Raw genomic sequence first — 15,291 nt, 5'->3', positions numbered from 1 at the left:
GGCGCTGTGCGCAGGCTCAGGTCAAGAAGGCGCGGGCATGGCGCGCCAACGCCTCGGGCTGGTCGCCCCAGATGGTGTGGCCGCTGTCGCCGATCTCGATCAGCTCGGCCTGCTGGAACTGCGCGAGCAGCTTCAGCGCATTGGCGCGCGACAGCACATGCGACTCCTGCCCGCGCAGCACCAGCACCGGTGCGCTGACCGCGCGGATCTCTGCGCTCTGGTCCACCGTGAGCTCGCGGAAGGTCTGCAGGATGGGGTCCAGCGCATAGTTCCATTCCAGCTCGCCCTGCTCGGTGGCGCGCAGGTCGCCGGCCAGGGTGAACTGGTGCACCGCATCGCTGAAACGCTTGCGCTGCGGCAGGCTGCGCGAGAAGGCCAGTGCCTCGGCTGCATTGCCAAAGCGCCGCGGGCGCGAGCGGTGCAGCGCCACGTACTGGTCGATGGCTGCCTGGTCGATCAGGCAGCTTGGGTCAGACAACAGCAGCTTGCTGACCCGCTGCGGATAGCGCGCGGCAAAGTCGATGGCGACCTGGGTGCCGAGTGAGCTGCCGATCAGGCTCGCGCGCTGCAGGCCCAGCGCATCCATGAAGGCTGCCACGTCGTCGGCATAGTCGACCAGGCGGTAGCCCTCTGCCGGCTTGTCGGAGCCGCCGTGGCCGCGCATGTCCAGCGCGATGACGCGGTAGCGGTCCTGCAGCGCCGTGCCCAATGCAGTCCAGGCGCTGGCCTGCATCGAGGTGCCGTGCAGGCAGATCAGGGCGGGGGCATCGGGCGTGCCCCATTCCAGCGAATGGAAGTTGAGCCTGGGCGTTGCCGTATGGCGCGAACGGCCGGCCACCGGCGCCGCGGCGGCAGGCGGTGGGCTGGCGGGCGCGGTGGCCTCCAGCGCCTCGACGATGGTGCGCGCCGTGAAGCCAGGGTTGTCGCCCCAGATGGAATGCCCGGCATTGGGCACGTCGATGATGCGCACGCCCTGGAACTCGCGCTGCAGGCGCTCTACGGTGGAGGCGATCAGCACGTCACTGTCGGCGCCGCGCAGGATCACGGCGGGCGCGCGCACTGCGCGCACTTCGGCCCACATGTCGCGCGCGGCGCAGCGCAGCGTCTCGATGGCGGCGTCGCGCTCGTAGCGCCATTCCAGCCGGCCATCGGCCAGCTCGCGCAGGTCGCCCTGCAGCGTGCGGCGGTGTACCTCGTCGGAGAAGCGCAGGCGCTGCGGCAGGGTCTTGGAGAAAGCCACGGCCGCGTCGAAGTTGGCAAAACTGCGTGGCCGCGTGACGTGGGCATGCACCATGTGCTCGGAGGCCGCAGTGGGCATCTCGAAGCTCAGGTCCAGCAGGGCCAGCGCCTCTACCCGCTCGGGGTGCCGCGCGGCATACAGCAGCGCCACACGCGAGCCCAGCGAGGAGCCAACCAGGGACACGCGCTCCAGCCCCAGGCGGTCGATGAAGGCGGCCAGGTCGTCGCAGTAGTGCTCGACGCCGTACTGGCCTGAGCCCACGCGCTGCGAGTCGCCATGCGAGCGCTGGTCCAGGCCGATCAGCCGGTACTCTGGCCCCAGCGCCTCGGCCAGCCAGTACCAGACCTTGCCGTGCAGCGAGGTGCCGTGCAGCGCGATCACGGTGCGCGGCCCGTCGCCCCATTGTTCGTAGTGCAGCCGCAGACCATTGGCCTGCACGAAGCCGTCTCCGTGGTGCGCGAGGATCGATGTCTTGTCCATAGTTAGAGGTCTTGGGTTCAGGAGGAAATGCGGCGCAGGCCTATGACAGGCCCGCCACCACGGGAAAGGGGCGCCCGGCACCGGTGGCGGGATCAAACATCTGCCGCCCCGCCAGGTGGCCAAAGCTGCGGCCGTAGACATGCAAGTGCAGCGCATCGCCTGGCGCCAGCACCTCGATCGCATGCAGATCCGCCGGCCCGATGGAAAGCGATGTGCCGGCTGACACCAGCACCTGCGTGCGCACCTTGAGCGGGGCGGCAGGCGCGCCGGCGACCGGACACGCGTAGAGCACATTGCGCTCCACGCCGCGCACCCCGGCAATCAGCGCCCAGGTGGTGTGGTCGTGCGGCGGCTGCGCGTGGCCGGGGCGCATGGGCACGGCGTAGACCGCGTAGCGACCATCGGCGTCCTCGTGCAGCTTGTGGGCTTGCCAGAGGCGGTCGGCAGGGATGGGGAAATCTTCGGCCGGCCAAAGCGCTTGCCGCGCGGCCAGCGTGCGCAGCACGGCCTCTGCCGCAGCCAATGCGGCGGGCGTGGGCGGCTCGGAATCCAGCAGCGCGCGCAACTGCTCGACCGTATCTGCAACCGCCTGCGCGCGCTGCGATGCGGTGTTGTCCTGGGGGACTTGTTCCATGTCAATCCAGTTGGATGGCTGCTTTTTTGGCATCGGCCTTCCAGGCCTCGATCTCCTGCGCCAGCATCCGGGCCACCTCGGCGGAAGACATGAACACCGGCGAGAAGCCGAGCTTGGTCACGTCCGCGCGAAACGCCGGGTTGGCCGACAGGCCCTTCACCGCCGCCGACAGCTGCGCCACGATGGCCGGCGGCGTGGCCGCCGGGGCGAACAGGCCGATCCAGGTGCCACGGTCAAAGGGCACGCCCTCTTCGCTCAGCGTGGGCACATCGGGGAAGCTGACGTGACGCGTGGGCCCGGCCGTGGCGATGACGCGCAGCTTGCCGGACTGCACATGCGGCAGCGCCGAGAAGGCATCCGAGATGGCCATGTCCAATTGGCCGCCCGCCAGGTCGGTGATGGCGGGCGATGCGCCACGGTAGGGAATGTGGCGCATCGAAATGCCCAGGGTCGAGGCAATCACCTCACCCGTCAGGTGGCCGAAAGTGGCCTGGCCGCCCGTGCCAAAGCTCAGGCTGCCGTTCTTGGCCGCGAGCGCGCGCAGGTCCTGCACGTTCCTGGCGGGGCTGTCTGCCGGCACCACGACCACCAGGCCCCCCTGCGCAAACACCGCAATGGGCACCAGATCGCGCGTGGCGTTGTAAGGCAGGTTGTTGCGCACCGCCGGCTGCACCGACAAGGTGGCCGCTATGCCCAGCACCAGCGTGTAGCCGTCGGGCGGGCTCTTGACCACGCTGTCGACACCGATGGCGCCGCCCGCGCCGGCCTTGTTGTCGACGATGACGCGCGCCGCCATTGCGCGCGAAAGCGCATCGGCCAGCAGCCGCCCGCTGGCATCGACCGAGCCGCCCGCGGCGGTGGGCACCACCAGCTTGATGACATTGGCGGGATAGGGCGCATCGGCCAGCGCGGCGGCACTGCCCAGCAGGGCAAGCCCCGCCAATGCAGCAAAGCGGGCAAGCGTGGCCCGGCGCGCGGGCCGGAAGCTGTGTGCGATGGGCATCTTCATTCCTCTAGATGGCGGGCGCGGGGCGCGCGGCGGTGACCTCGACCTCCAGCCGGTAGGCCGGGTTGAACAGGGCACGCACCACCAGCCCGGTAGAGGCCGGCCGGGCCGCGCCCAGGTAGCGGGCGCGCACGCGGGCATGGGCCGGTGCATCCGCGCCATCGACCAGGTAGGTGACGACGCGGCAGATATGGCGGTAGTCCAGCCCCACGGCAGCCAGCCCCAGGCCCACGCGGCGCCAGACCAGGTCGGCCTGGGCATCGAAATCCACGGGCACGCTGCCGTCCTCGGCAATGGGTGTCTGGCCAGACAGCAAGACCAGGCTGGCACCGGCGGGCACTTCCAGCACCTGCGAATAGGCACCCAGCGGCGCGCCCAGGGCGGGCGGGTTGTGGTGTTGGAAAAGGTCGCTCATGGGTTCTTTCTGGAGGCAGGTGTCAGAGCACATTGAAGTGCAGGCCGGGCTCGGTCACGATGCGTTCGAGCAAGCCGGTTTCCCAGGCGATGTATTCGCGCATGGCCTGCTCGCGCTGGCCGGGTTCGACCTCGTAGGGCGAGTACCAGATGTCGTCCGGCGCGCCCAGGGGCCGTGTCCAGCCAGTCTCCAGCGCGCCGCCTGCTGCAACCCAGGCCTGCTGGCCGCCGACCAGGTGCAGCGCGGTGAAGCCCGCCGCGGCCGCATCAGCGGCGGCGAACTGCGCCAGGGCGCCGTCGTCCGAGACAAAGACCAGCGGCCGGCCGCTCTCGCGCAAGCTCGCCAGACTCTCCGGCAGGCTGCCGCGCCCCGCAAACCAGGCGCCGGGCACATGACCATGCCGGTAGGCAATGCTGTTGCCGCAGTCGATCACGGCCACCGATGCCTCCGCCAGGCGCTGGCGCAGTTGGTCGACGCTGAGGGCTTCACTTGCATCGGGCCTGCGCAGCCAGGGCGCGGGCACAGGTCGGCCACGCGCTTCGGCCGGCACCGTGGCGGGTTCCAGCACGTCGGCATGCCAGCCCATCTGGCGCAGCCAGTGCGCGGTCATGGGCGCCTGCACCAATTGCGTATCGGCCAGCACGATGCGCGCATGCCGCACCGGGGCGAAGACATCGGTGCTTTGCACCAGCTCGCCGCCGGGGGCGCTGCGGGCGCCGGCGACCGTCTCTTGCTGCGCATCCTGGCGCAGGCGCACGTCGTAGAAGTAAGTAGTGCGCTGCGTGTCGCCCAGCATCTGCTGCAGCTCGGGCCAGCCGATCAGCCGGCCGCCGCTGCGCTGCAGCAGGCCCAGCGCGGCACGGCGCGCCGGCTCCACCGCTGCCTCGCATGGCGCGGCCAGGTGCGCGGTGTGGCCATGGGTCAGCGCATGGCCGTCCAGGCGCCAGCCCATGGTGCCGTTCTCTATCGCATACACCGGGCAGCCGATGCCGGCATTCACCAGCGACTGCGCGCCAATGATGCTGCGCGTGCGCCCGGCGCAGTTGACCAGGGCAATGCCGCCTTCGGGCACGGCGTCCGGCACTCGCAGCACCAGTTCAGCGCCCGGGCAGCTCACGGCGCCGGGCAACGAGAACTGCGTGAATTCCTCGGGTGTGCGGCTGTCCACCAGCAGCAGGGGCACCTGCCGCAGTTGCAGATCGCGCAGCTGTGCCGCACTGATGCGCGGCGTGTGCCGCTGCGCTTCGACCGCTTCGCCAAAGGCCTTGCTGGGCACGAACTTGCCACCAAAGATGCCCAGGCCGGCGCTGCCGCAGGCATCCGGAAAGCCGTCGAGCAGATGCAGGCCCGTGTAGCCGGCGGCAGACAGCAGGGCGCTGGCGCGCGCCTGGCGCTGTGGATCGGAGTCGAGCAGCACCAGGCGCACCGTGCGCCGCGGCAGGCGCCAGGCGGCCTCCAGCTCCAGGCGCGACAGCGGCAGCGATGCCGCCAGCAGCAAATGGCCCTGGGCGTAGACGCCCTCTTCGCGGGTATCGATGACGGCGATTTCCTCGCCGTCGTCGAGCATCGCGCTCAACTCGCTGGCTGTGATCCTGATGGGGCGCATTCCTGGCACGTTCTGGCTGCTGTCACCACCGTGGTGAAGCTGCTGCTCAGAATAGGGCCAGACCCTGAACCGATCTAATCGAAAGATCTATTCAGGTATTGCGAAATCCGGTTCACCGCATCACGGCTCAGGCGGCCAGCGCCTCCTCGCCGCAGCCCGCCGCCACCCGCAGCGCCTGCACCATGGTGGCCACCGCCGGCGCCATGCTGCTGTTGCTGCGCACCGCTATCACGTGCGGGCCCAGGGGGTTGGTGATGGAGACGGGGAGAATGCTCAGTTGGCCGCGCTGCTCGTAGTGCTGCGCGATGGTCTTCTGCATGAAGTTGAGAAAGCCGTACTGCTCCACCAGCATCAGGTTGGCCGACAGCGGCGTGGACGACTCCACCGTATTGGTCGGCAAGCGCCCCACCTGCGCCAGGAACAGGCCCTGCACATGCGCGTAGAACAGGCCGCTGGCATGCGGCAGCACCCAGGGCTCGTCCATCAGCTCTGACAAGTGCAGCGTTGCCGCACCCGCGCAGCGGTGGCCGGGGCTGGCGACCAGCACGTAGTCTTCCTCGAACAGCACGGCCTGCTCCAGCCCCTGCGCGTCTTCTTCGGACGACACCCTGCGGCACAGCGCGATGTCGAGGCTGCCCTCGCGCACGCGCTCGACCAGTGGCCGCTGCGGCAACTGCTCCAGCGAGATGCGCATGCGCGGGAATTGGCGCTTGACCTCACCAATGGCCATGGGCAACAAACCAGCCGCTGGCGGCAGCAGCGAGCCGACCCGCACCAGTCCGTGCGAGCCTGATCGCAGCGCCTGGATCTCTGCATGGGCCTGCTGCACGTCAAACAGCACGCGCCGCGCATGCTGGATCAGCGCACTGCCGTAGACCGTGGGCGCCATGCCTGCATGCGAGCGCTCGAATAGCTGCACGCCAAAGGCGGATTCCAGCTCGGCCATGGCGCGCGTGGCCGCGGGCTGGGTCAGGTGGGTTTGTGCTGCGGCCTTGCGCAGCGACTGCGAATCGCCCAGCGCATCGAGCAGCACCAGTTGGCGGAACTTCAGCCGGAACGGCAGGGTGGCAAGCGTGGGAGGAGACAAATGGGCCATCTTGCGCCTTCAAGGCATACACGGGGTAGCCGAAGAACTGATGCACCCGCATGTCCCGCTGTGCGGCATGTAGCCAGGCGCCATGCAGGAAGCGCGCGCCCCGATCCTGCGGCGAAAGAACGGACTGTAGGGGCCGTGCCTGCGCGGTGGAACGAATGAATGCGCATGGGCTTAGGTGCGGATGGCATAAGCCCGGATATGCGCCCTGCCTCGAAACCGGGCAAGACGACGAAACTATCAAATATATAGCTAAAAGCCCATGCCACATCTGGGCTAGAGGCACTTTTCACCAAAACCCTCAAGCAGCGGCAGCCGCCACCACCTGCGCCTCCCCATCCCCCTCTGCAGCCTTGCGCAAGGCCTGCAACACCACCGTTACGGCCGGCGCCATGCTGGTGTTGCCGCGCACGGCCACCACGTGCGGGCCCAGCGGGCTGCCCAGGGAGATGGGCAGGATGCGCAGTTGCCCGCGTTTGGCGTAGTTCAGCGCAATGGTCTTCTGCATGAAGTTGAGAAAGCCGTACTGCTCCACCAGCAGCAGGTTGGCGGCCAGCGGCGTGGAGGACTCGACGGTGTTGGCCGGCATGCGTCCGGCCTGGGCCAGAAACAGCGCCTGCACGTGGGCGTAGAACAGGCCGTTGGCGTGCGGCAGCACCCAGGGTTCGTCCACCAGCTCGGACAGGCGCAGCGACTTCATGCGCGCGCAGCGGTGGTTGCGGCCGGCCACCAGCACGTATTCGTCTTCGAACAGCACGGCCTGGTCCAGGCCCTTGGCCTCGTCGGCATCGGTCACCAGCCGGCACAGCGCGATGTCCAGGCTGCCTTCACGCACGCGCTCGACCAGCGGCTTCTGCGACAGCTGCTCCAGCGATATGCGCATGCTGGGAAACCGGCGCTTGACCTCGCCTATGGCCGTGGGCAACAGGCTGGTGGTGGGCGGCAGCAGCGAACCGACCCGCACCAGCCCGTGCGAGCCTGAGCGCAGCGCCTGGATATCGGCATGGGCCTGCTGCACGTCAAACAGCACGCGCCGCGCGTGCTGGATCAACGCACTGCCATAGACCGTGGGCGCCATGCCTGCATGCGAGCGCTCGAACAACTGCACGCCAAAGGCCGATTCCAGCTCTGCCATGGCGCGCGTGGCCGCGGGCTGGGTCAGGTGGGTTTGCGCGGCGGCCTTGCGCAGCGACTGCGAATCACCCAGCGCGTCCAGCAGCACCAGTTGCCGGAACTTCAGCCGGAACGGCAGGGCGGTAACCGTGGGGGGAGACAGGTGGGCCATCGTGTGCCTCAGGGTGATGCGCTTTCCAGCCATTGGGGAAGCACTTGATCTCGATTCTGGATCGCCCCGCATGCAAGATTCAATCCAGCACTAACCCGCGGTAGCCCGGGTATGGCGATTCAGAAGCCGTATCGCGTGATCTGTTTGTTCGATCACGCCGCAGGCACATGCGCTCCTAGACTCTGCCCACCATGCGCCAGCCCTCACGTGTCCAAGCCCGCCTGCGCCGCATCGCGCTGCAAGCGGTGCCGACCGTGTTCGGCATCGTGATCCTGAACTTCTGCCTGCTGCAGTTGGTGCCGGGCGATGCGGCCGATGTGCTGGCGGCCGAGGCCGGCTCGGCCACGGCCGAGAGCATGGCGCAGCTGCGCGCCCGCTTCGGGCTGGACCAGAGCCTGTTCACGCAGCTGTATCACTACCTCGACAACCTGGTTCATTTCAGCCTGGGCTATTCATCGCGCTACCAGACGCCGGTGGCCGACCTGATCCTGTCGCGGCTGCCGAACACGCTGGTGCTGATGCTGGCCGCGCTGGGCATTGCCTTTGTGGTCGGCATGCTGGGCGGGGTGCTGATGTCGGTGTGGGCCGGCAAGTGGCCCGACCATGTGCTGTCGGTGGCGGTACTGCTGCTGTATTCCATGCCGGGCTTCTGGGTGGGGCTGATGGCGGTGGTGGTGTTCTCGGTGCACCTGGGCTGGTTCCCCAGTGGCGGCAGCTTCACTGTGGGCGCTGATCTGCACGGGCTGGCCTGGTGGCGCGACCGGCTGGCGCATCTGGTGCTGCCGGCGCTGGCCTTGTCCACCGTCTTCGTGGCCATCTATGCACGGCTGACGCGCGCCGCCATGCTCGAAGTCAGCCTCCAGGACTTCGTGCGCACGGCCGCAGCCAAGGGCCTGTCGCCGCTGGTGGTGCAGCTGCGCCACGTGCTGCGCAATGCGCTGATCCCCATCACCACCGTGGCCGGCCTGCACCTGGGCAACCTGCTGGGCGGCTCGGTGGTGGTGGAGACGGTGTTTGGCTGGCCCGGCATGGGCAGCCTGGCGCTGGAGGCCGTGCTGGCGCGCGACTACCAGGTGCTGCTGGGCGTGCTGCTGCTGGGCTCGTGCGTGGTGATCGTGGCCAATGTGCTGATCGATCTACTGCACGCCTGGATTGATCCCCGCATCGAGGCCGCATAGTGCCGCTGCTACGCCATCCGCCGGCCCTGGTCGGCGCCAGCCTTTTGCTGCTGTTTACCGCCATTGCGCTTGCGGCCGGCTGGCTCTACCCGGGCGACCCGCTGGACATGGTGGCGCAGCCGCTGCTGTGGCCGGGCGAAGACCTGGCCTTTCCGCTGGGCACCGACCAGATGGGGCGCAACCTGGCCGCAGGCCTGGCGCATGGCGCGCGTGCCTCGCTGGCGGTGGGGGCCTATGCGGCGCTGGTGGGCCTGGGCATAGGCACGCTGGTGGGCGCGGCCGGCGGCTATTTCGGCGGCTGGCTGGACGAGGGCCTGACGCGCCTGACCGAGCTTTTCCAGACCATGCCCACCATGCTGCTGGCCATTGTGGTGATTGCTATCGCGCAGCCATCGACCGAGACCGTGGCCTTTGCCATTGGCCTGGCGTCCTGGCCCACGATTGCGCGGCTGGTGCGCGCGCAGTTCCGCTCGCTGCGCGAGGCCGACTTTGTCATGGCCGCGCGCAGCCTGGGCTATAGCGACCTGCGCATCATCTTCCACGAGATGCTGCCCAACGCGCTGCCGCCCATCGTGGTCACGACATCGGCCATGGTCGCCAGCGCCATCCTGCTGGAGTCGGCGCTGTCCTTCCTGGGCATGAGCGACCCGAACCTGATGAGCTGGGGCACCATGATTGGCAACGGCCGCGACCTGCTGCGCACGGCCTGGTACCTCACCGCACTGCCCGGCGCGGCGATCTCGGTGGTGGTGTTGTCGCTGAACCTGGTGGGCGACGGGCTCAACGACCACTTCAACCCGCGGCTGAAATGAAACACCCCCAGGCTTCGCGCTTCGCGTCTTCGCCTCCCCCCTCAAGGGGGCACATCCAGCGGCCCGGCAAAGCCGGTTCCGCGGATGTTTGCGCTTGGCCTGCTCCGCGGCCTTCTGCGTCTCTGCGTTTCGCGCGCTGCGGGTGATGCTCAGCGCCATGGAGAACTGACATGACGCCCAGGCTTCGCGCTTCGCGTCTTCGCCTCCCCCCTCAAGGGGGCACATCCAGCGGCCCGGCAAAGCCGGTTCCGCGGATGTCTTGGCATGGCCTGCTCCGCGGCCTTCTGCGTCCCTGCGATTCGCGCGCTGCGGGTGATGCTCAGCGCCATGGAGAACTGACATGACGCCCAGGCTTCGCGCTCCGCGTCTTCGCCTTCCCCCTCAAGGGGGCACATCCTGCGGCCTGGCAAAGCCAGTTCCGCGGATGTTTGCGCACGGCCTGCTTCACGGTCTTCTGGGCCTTGGGAATTCATGCGCCGTGGATGACGCGCAGAGCCATGGAGAACTGACATGACGTCCACCACGCCGCCCGTGCTGCAGGTGGAGCAGCTGCGCATCCGCTTTCCGCGCCACCAGGCCGTGCACGAGCTGAGCTTTACCGTGGGCGCTGGCGAAACGCTGGCGCTGGTCGGTGAATCGGGCTGCGGCAAGTCGGCCACGGCGCTGTCGTTGATGCGCCTGCTGGCACCAGAGGCCGAGGTGCAGGCGCAGCGCATGACGCTGGGCGACACCGATCTGCTGGCGGCATCGCCACGGCAACTGCGCCAGGTGCGCGGCAAGCGCATGGCCATGATCTTTCAAGAGCCGATGAGCTCGCTCAACCCGGTGATGACGATTGGCCGCCAGATCACCGAAGTGCTGCGCCGGCACGAGCGCCTGGGCGCCAAGGCGGCGCGTGTGCGGGCCGAAGAACTGCTGGAGCTGGTGCGCATCCCCGAGCCGCGCCGCTGCTGCGACGAGTACCCGCATCGCCTGTCGGGCGGCATGCGCCAGCGCGTGATGATCGCCATGGCCGTGGCCTGCCAGCCGCAGCTGCTGATCGCAGATGAACCCACCACGGCGCTGGACGTGACCATCCAGGCGCAGGTGCTGGAGCTGCTCGACAGCCTGCGGCGCCAGCTGTCCATGGGCCTGCTGCTGATCACCCACGACCTGGGCGTGGTCGCGCAATGGGCCGACCGCGTGGCCGTGATGTACGCCGGCCGGCTGGTCGAGCAGGGCACGGCGCAGCAGTTCTTTGTCGGCAGCGGGCCGCGCCACCCCTACACGCGCGGGCTGCTGCAATCCACGGTGCGGCTGGACGGCGACCAGCACTACCGCCATAGCCGCCTGCAGGAGATCCCCGGCAGCATCGACTCAGCCCTGGGCGAACCGGGCTGCAGCTTTGCGCCGCGCTGCCCCGACAGCCGCCCGGCCTGCCGACTGGCAGTGCCGCCGCTGCTGGCAGAACGCCCGGATTGGCTGCTGGCCTGTCCGGTGACGGCCACCACAGGATGCCGCGCATGAGCCTGCTATCGGTCGAGAACCTGCACGTGCGCTACCGCAGCGCCGGCCGCGAGGTGCATGCAGTCAATGGCGTGGACCTGCACATCGATGCGGGGGAAACCGTGGGCCTGGTGGGCGAATCGGGCTGCGGCAAGTCCACGCTGGGCAAGACCATTCTGCGGCTCACGCCGGCTTCGGGCGGCGACATTCGACTGGACGGCACGCCGATCACGCATCTGAGCCAGCGCGCCATGCGCCCGTACCGCCGGCGCATGCAGATGGTGTTCCAGGACCCATATGGTTCGCTGAACCCACGGCAGACGGTGGGCACGCTGCTGGATACGGCGCTGAAGGTGCATGGCCTGCGCGACGCGGCCGAGCGCCAACGCCGGCTGGCCGACATCGTGGCGCGCGTGGGCCTGCCCGCCGCCGCGCTGGGGCGCTACCCGCATGAGTTCTCTGGCGGGCAGCGCCAGCGCATCGGCATTGCGCGTGCGCTGGTGCTGGCACCCGAGCTGATCATTTGCGACGAGCCGGTGTCGGCGCTGGACGTGTCCATCCAGGCGCAGATCCTCAACCTGCTGGCCGAGCTGAAGCAGAGTCTGGGCTTGTCCTATTTGTTCATATCGCACGACCTGTCGGTGGTGCGCTACTTCGCCGACCGGGTGCTGGTGATGTACCAGGGCCGCATCGTCGAGAGCGCAGACCACGCCCGCCTGTGGCGTGCGTCGCAGCACCCCTACACGCGCGCGCTGATCGCCGCCGTGCCCTCGCTGGAGCCGGAGCGCCGACGCCGCGTCGTGCCCATCCACGGCGATGCGCGCGCAGCAACAACCGGCGGCTGCGCCTTTCGCACGCGCTGCCCCGAGGCGCATGCGCGCTGCGAGGCAGAGGCGCCAACGCTGCGCACTACCGGGCCGCAACACCTAGTCGCCTGCCACCTATGACCGCATCCACCGACATCACCCTGCTGCCCGCTGAAACCCTGCTCGCGCTGTATGCCCGCCGCGAGCTGTCGCCGGTAGAGGTGGTCGAGCAAACCTTCGAGCGCATCGAGGCGCTGAACGGCGAGCTGCGCATGTTCACCTGGACCGACCGCGCCAACGCGCTGGCGCAGGCCCGCGCGGCCGAGGCCGCCTACCGCAGCGGCGCGCCGACTGGCGCGCTGTGCGGCGTGCCGTTCTCGGTGAAAGACACGCTGGCCGTGCGCGGAGCACCGCAGACCTTTGGCTCGGCACTGTTCCAAGGCCACGTCCCCGATGCCGACAACCCGGTGGTCGAGCGCCTGCGCCAAGCCGGCGCGGTGTTTGTGGGCATGGCCAACATGCCCGAGTTTGGCCAGCGGCCCACGGGCGAGAACGCGCTCTATGGCACGGCACGCAACCCCTGGAGCCCCGCGCATACCACGGGCGGCTCCAGCAGCGGCAGCGCGGCGGCGGTGGCCGTGGGCGCATCCGCCATCTCCATAGGCACCGACGCTGGCGGCTCGGTGCGCATACCGGCCTCGTGCTGCGGCGTGCTGGGCATCAAGGCCACGCATGGGCTGCTGCCCTCGGCCGAGCTGCTGGACGGCTTCTCGTCCCTGGTGCAGATCGGGCCCATAGCGCGCAATGTGGCCGACCTGGCGCGCACGCTGGACGTGATCGCCGGCAAGCATGCGAGCGACCCCTGGTCTTACGCCGTCGGGCCGCAGCGCCTGCGCGCGGGCCTGCAGGCCGATGGCGACCTGCGGCCCCTGCGCCTGCTCTGGCTGCCCGCCACCGGCGCAGACCGCCGCGCCCCTGGCCTGGACCCGCAGGTGCGCGCGCTGTGCGAACAGGCCCTGCAAGGGCTGGCCGGCCTGGGCGCATCGGTGGAGGAAGGCCATATGGACCTGAGCGCCTCCAGCCCCATCCTGGGCGCGATTGCCGGTGCGCTCAACCAGCACAAGTTTGGCGGCTTGCTGCGCGAGCGTGCCGATGGCTTCCCGCCCAGCGTCCGAGCGCGACTGGAGGCCGGTGCGGGCATCACGCGGCAGCAGTTGCAGCAAGGGCTGATCGACCGCACGGACTACTTCCGCCGCGTGCAGACGCTGTTCGAGCAGGCCGATGTGCTGGTCACGCCCACCTTGTCTGCGCCGCCGGTGCTGGCGCAGGCCGACCCCACGGCGCCGCTGATCGTCGAGGGCCAGGCGCTGGGGCCACTGCGCACCGCCTGGATCCAGCGCTGCCACCCCTTCAACGTGAGCGGCAACCCGGCCATCACGGTGCCGGCAGGCTGGACGCGCGAGGGCCTGCCGGTGGGCATCCAGTTTGTCGGGCCCTGGTATGGCGAGGCGCTGCTGCTCAAGCTGGCCGCCGAGCTCGAAGCCCTGTCGCCCTGGGCGCAGCGGCGCCCGCCCGTGCTCGATGCCACCACGCGCCGCGCCTGATCCGTCTTCTCAGCTCAACCGAATTCCTATGGCCAACATCTCCCCATTCGTCCGCAAACTCCTGGCCACCAGCCTGCTGGTCTGCGCAGCGCCGCTCTGGGCACAGCAACCACAGCGCGGCGGCACGCTCACCCTGATAGGCGCCGAGCCGCCAGCGCTGCTGTCTCTCAGCAACATCACCGTGGGCGCGCGCGACATCAGCGCCAAGGTGACCGAAGGCCTGCTCAGCTACGACGACAAGTTCACACCACAGCCGCTGCTGGCCACGCGCTGGTCGGTATCGGCTGACGGCAAGCGCTACCGCTTCGAACTGCGCCAGGGCGTGAAGTGGCACGACGGCCAGCCCTTCACCTCGGCCGATGTGGCCTATTCGCTTCTTGAGCTGAAGCGCGGCAACCCGCGCGGGCGCACCACCTTCGCGCACCTGGAGCGCGTGGAGACGCCCGATGCGCATACCGCTTTGCTGGTGCTGGCTGCCCCCTCGCCCTATCTGCTGCGGGCCTTGTCTGCGGCCGAGTCGCCCATCGTGCCGCGCCACCTCTACGACAAGGGCGATGCCGGCGCGGCGCAGAACGCGAATGCGCCAGTGGGCACCGGGCCGTTCCGCTTCAAGCAGTGGGTGCGCGGCGCCTATGCCGAGTTCGAACGCAACCCCGACTACTGGGACAGCGGCAAGCCCTACCTGGACCGCTTGGTCTACCGCTTCTCTGCCGACCCGGCGGCCATCGCGGCGGCGCTGGAGACGGGATCTGCGGACTTCAGCACCTCGGTCTCGCTCAATGACGTGGCACGCCTGCAGAAGCACCCACGCCTGCAGGCCGAGGCACTGCGGAGCGCCTACCTGAACAACATCGCCGCCATCGAGTTCAACCTGAAGAACCCGTTCTTTGCGCACCCCGAGGTGCGCCGTGCCGTGGCCCATGCGCTGGACCTGGGCTTCATCAACAAGGTCGCCTACCAGCAGTACGCGCAGCCGCTGGCCTCACCCATCCCGCCCGACATGGCGCCCTTCCACGACCCGGAGCTGAAACCCTATGCCTACGACGTGGCCGCAGCCAACGCGCTGCTGGACCGCGCCGGCTTCAAGCGCGGGCCTGACGGCAAGCGCTTTGCGGTAACCCTCGACTACTTCCCCACGGCCACGCTCAAGCTGGTGGCCGAATATGCCAAGGCGGCGCTGTCACGCGTGGGCATACACGTCACCGTGCGCAGCCAGGACCTGGGCGGCTTCATACAGCGCATCTACACGCAGCGTGATTTCGACTTCGAGGTCAACGGCGTGGGCACGCTGTTCGACCCCAGCGTGGGCGTGCAGCGCCTGTACGCCTCCACCGCCGCAGGCAAGGGCATTCCCTTCGCCAATGCCGCGGGTTACCAAAACCCGGCCGTCGACACCCTGCTGGCGCAGGCCGCCACGGAGCAGGACGAGGCGCGGCGCGTTGCGCTGTTCCGACAGTTTCAGAAGATCGCCATGGACGACCTGCCGCTGCTGCCGCTGGTGGCCGTGCCGCGCGGCAATGTCTGGAGCAAGCGCGTGCACGGGCTGTTCTCGGGGGTGGAGGGCTCTGCCGGCAGCCTGGCCAATGCCTGGGTCGAGGCGCCAAAGCCATAGCGGTGATGCAGTGATCTAAAAGCTGCATCGCGTGA

At 68.9% G+C, this 15,291-nt stretch carries 11 protein-coding genes and 1 pseudogene; 5 read left to right on the top strand and 7 right to left on the bottom strand.

The features are described 5' to 3' along the window. Nucleotides 1-16: 16 nt before the first annotated feature. The 7 genes from AAFF27_02245 to AAFF27_02215 all read right to left on the bottom strand — a co-directional run bounded on the left by AAFF27_02245 (nucleotide 17) and on the right by AAFF27_02215 (nucleotide 7,759). Nucleotides 17-1,720, bottom strand: coding sequence for an alpha/beta hydrolase (locus tag AAFF27_02245; protein ID XAH24032.1), 1,704 nt, complete (start codon nucleotides 1,718-1,720; stop codon nucleotides 17-19). Between the two features lie 40 nt (nucleotides 1,721-1,760). Beyond that, entirely contained in the window at nucleotides 1,761-2,354 is a 594-nt protein-coding gene (locus tag AAFF27_02240; protein ID XAH24031.1) for a hypothetical protein, read from the bottom strand. A 1-nt stretch (nucleotide 2,355) separates the two neighbouring features. Then, complete coding sequence (locus AAFF27_02235; GenBank protein ID XAH24030.1) at nucleotides 2,356-3,357, bottom strand: tripartite tricarboxylate transporter substrate binding protein; 1,002 nt, start codon at nucleotides 3,355-3,357, stop codon at nucleotides 2,356-2,358. A 10-nt stretch (nucleotides 3,358-3,367) separates the two neighbouring features. Further along, complete coding sequence (locus AAFF27_02230; GenBank protein XAH24029.1) at nucleotides 3,368-3,775, bottom strand: Rid family hydrolase; 408 nt, start codon at nucleotides 3,773-3,775, stop codon at nucleotides 3,368-3,370. Nucleotides 3,776-3,797: 22 nt separating this feature from the next. After that, nucleotides 3,798-5,381, bottom strand: a complete 1,584-nt coding sequence (locus AAFF27_02225) for a rhodanese-like domain-containing protein (protein ID XAH24028.1) — start codon at nucleotides 5,379-5,381, stop codon at nucleotides 3,798-3,800. Between the two features lie 127 nt (nucleotides 5,382-5,508). Continuing rightward, nucleotides 5,509-6,477, bottom strand: coding sequence for a LysR substrate-binding domain-containing protein (locus AAFF27_02220; protein XAH24027.1), 969 nt, complete (start codon nucleotides 6,475-6,477; stop codon nucleotides 5,509-5,511). A gap of 298 nt (nucleotides 6,478-6,775) precedes the next feature. Beyond that, entirely contained in the window at nucleotides 6,776-7,759 is a 984-nt protein-coding gene (locus tag AAFF27_02215) for a LysR family transcriptional regulator (GenBank protein XAH24026.1), read from the bottom strand. 191 nt (nucleotides 7,760-7,950) lie between these two features. Between AAFF27_02215 and AAFF27_02210 the strand changes: the two genes are divergently transcribed. The 5 genes and pseudogenes from AAFF27_02210 to AAFF27_02190 all read left to right on the top strand — a co-directional run bounded on the left by AAFF27_02210 (nucleotide 7,951) and on the right by AAFF27_02190 (nucleotide 15,256). Next, nucleotides 7,951-8,937 carry an ABC transporter permease gene (locus tag AAFF27_02210; protein ID XAH24025.1) on the top strand — a complete coding sequence of 329 codons (987 nt, stop codon included), beginning with the start codon at nucleotides 7,951-7,953 and terminating at the stop codon, nucleotides 8,935-8,937. Continuing rightward, on the top strand, nucleotides 8,937-9,749 hold the full coding sequence (locus AAFF27_02205; protein XAH24024.1) for an ABC transporter permease: 813 nt from the start codon (nucleotides 8,937-8,939) through the stop codon (nucleotides 9,747-9,749). Before AAFF27_02210 ends, AAFF27_02205 begins: the two co-directional genes overlap by 1 nt. Before the next feature lie 510 nt (nucleotides 9,750-10,259). After that, nucleotides 10,260-12,161, top strand: a pseudogene (locus tag AAFF27_02200) (ABC transporter ATP-binding protein). A 16-nt stretch (nucleotides 12,162-12,177) separates the two neighbouring features. Beyond that, complete coding sequence (locus AAFF27_02195; GenBank protein XAH24023.1) at nucleotides 12,178-13,644, top strand: amidase; 1,467 nt, start codon at nucleotides 12,178-12,180, stop codon at nucleotides 13,642-13,644. A gap of 28 nt (nucleotides 13,645-13,672) precedes the next feature. Further along, nucleotides 13,673-15,256 (top strand): ABC transporter substrate-binding protein, encoded by a 1,584-nt coding sequence (locus tag AAFF27_02190; GenBank protein XAH24022.1) that lies wholly within the window; start codon nucleotides 13,673-13,675, stop codon nucleotides 15,254-15,256. Nucleotides 15,257-15,291 lie beyond the last annotated feature (35 nt).

The organism is Xylophilus sp. GW821-FHT01B05 (assembly GCA_038961845.1).
Classification (GTDB): Bacteria; Pseudomonadota; Gammaproteobacteria; order Burkholderiales; family Burkholderiaceae_C; genus Xylophilus.
This window is presented reverse-complemented; position numbering and strand designations above follow the sequence as displayed.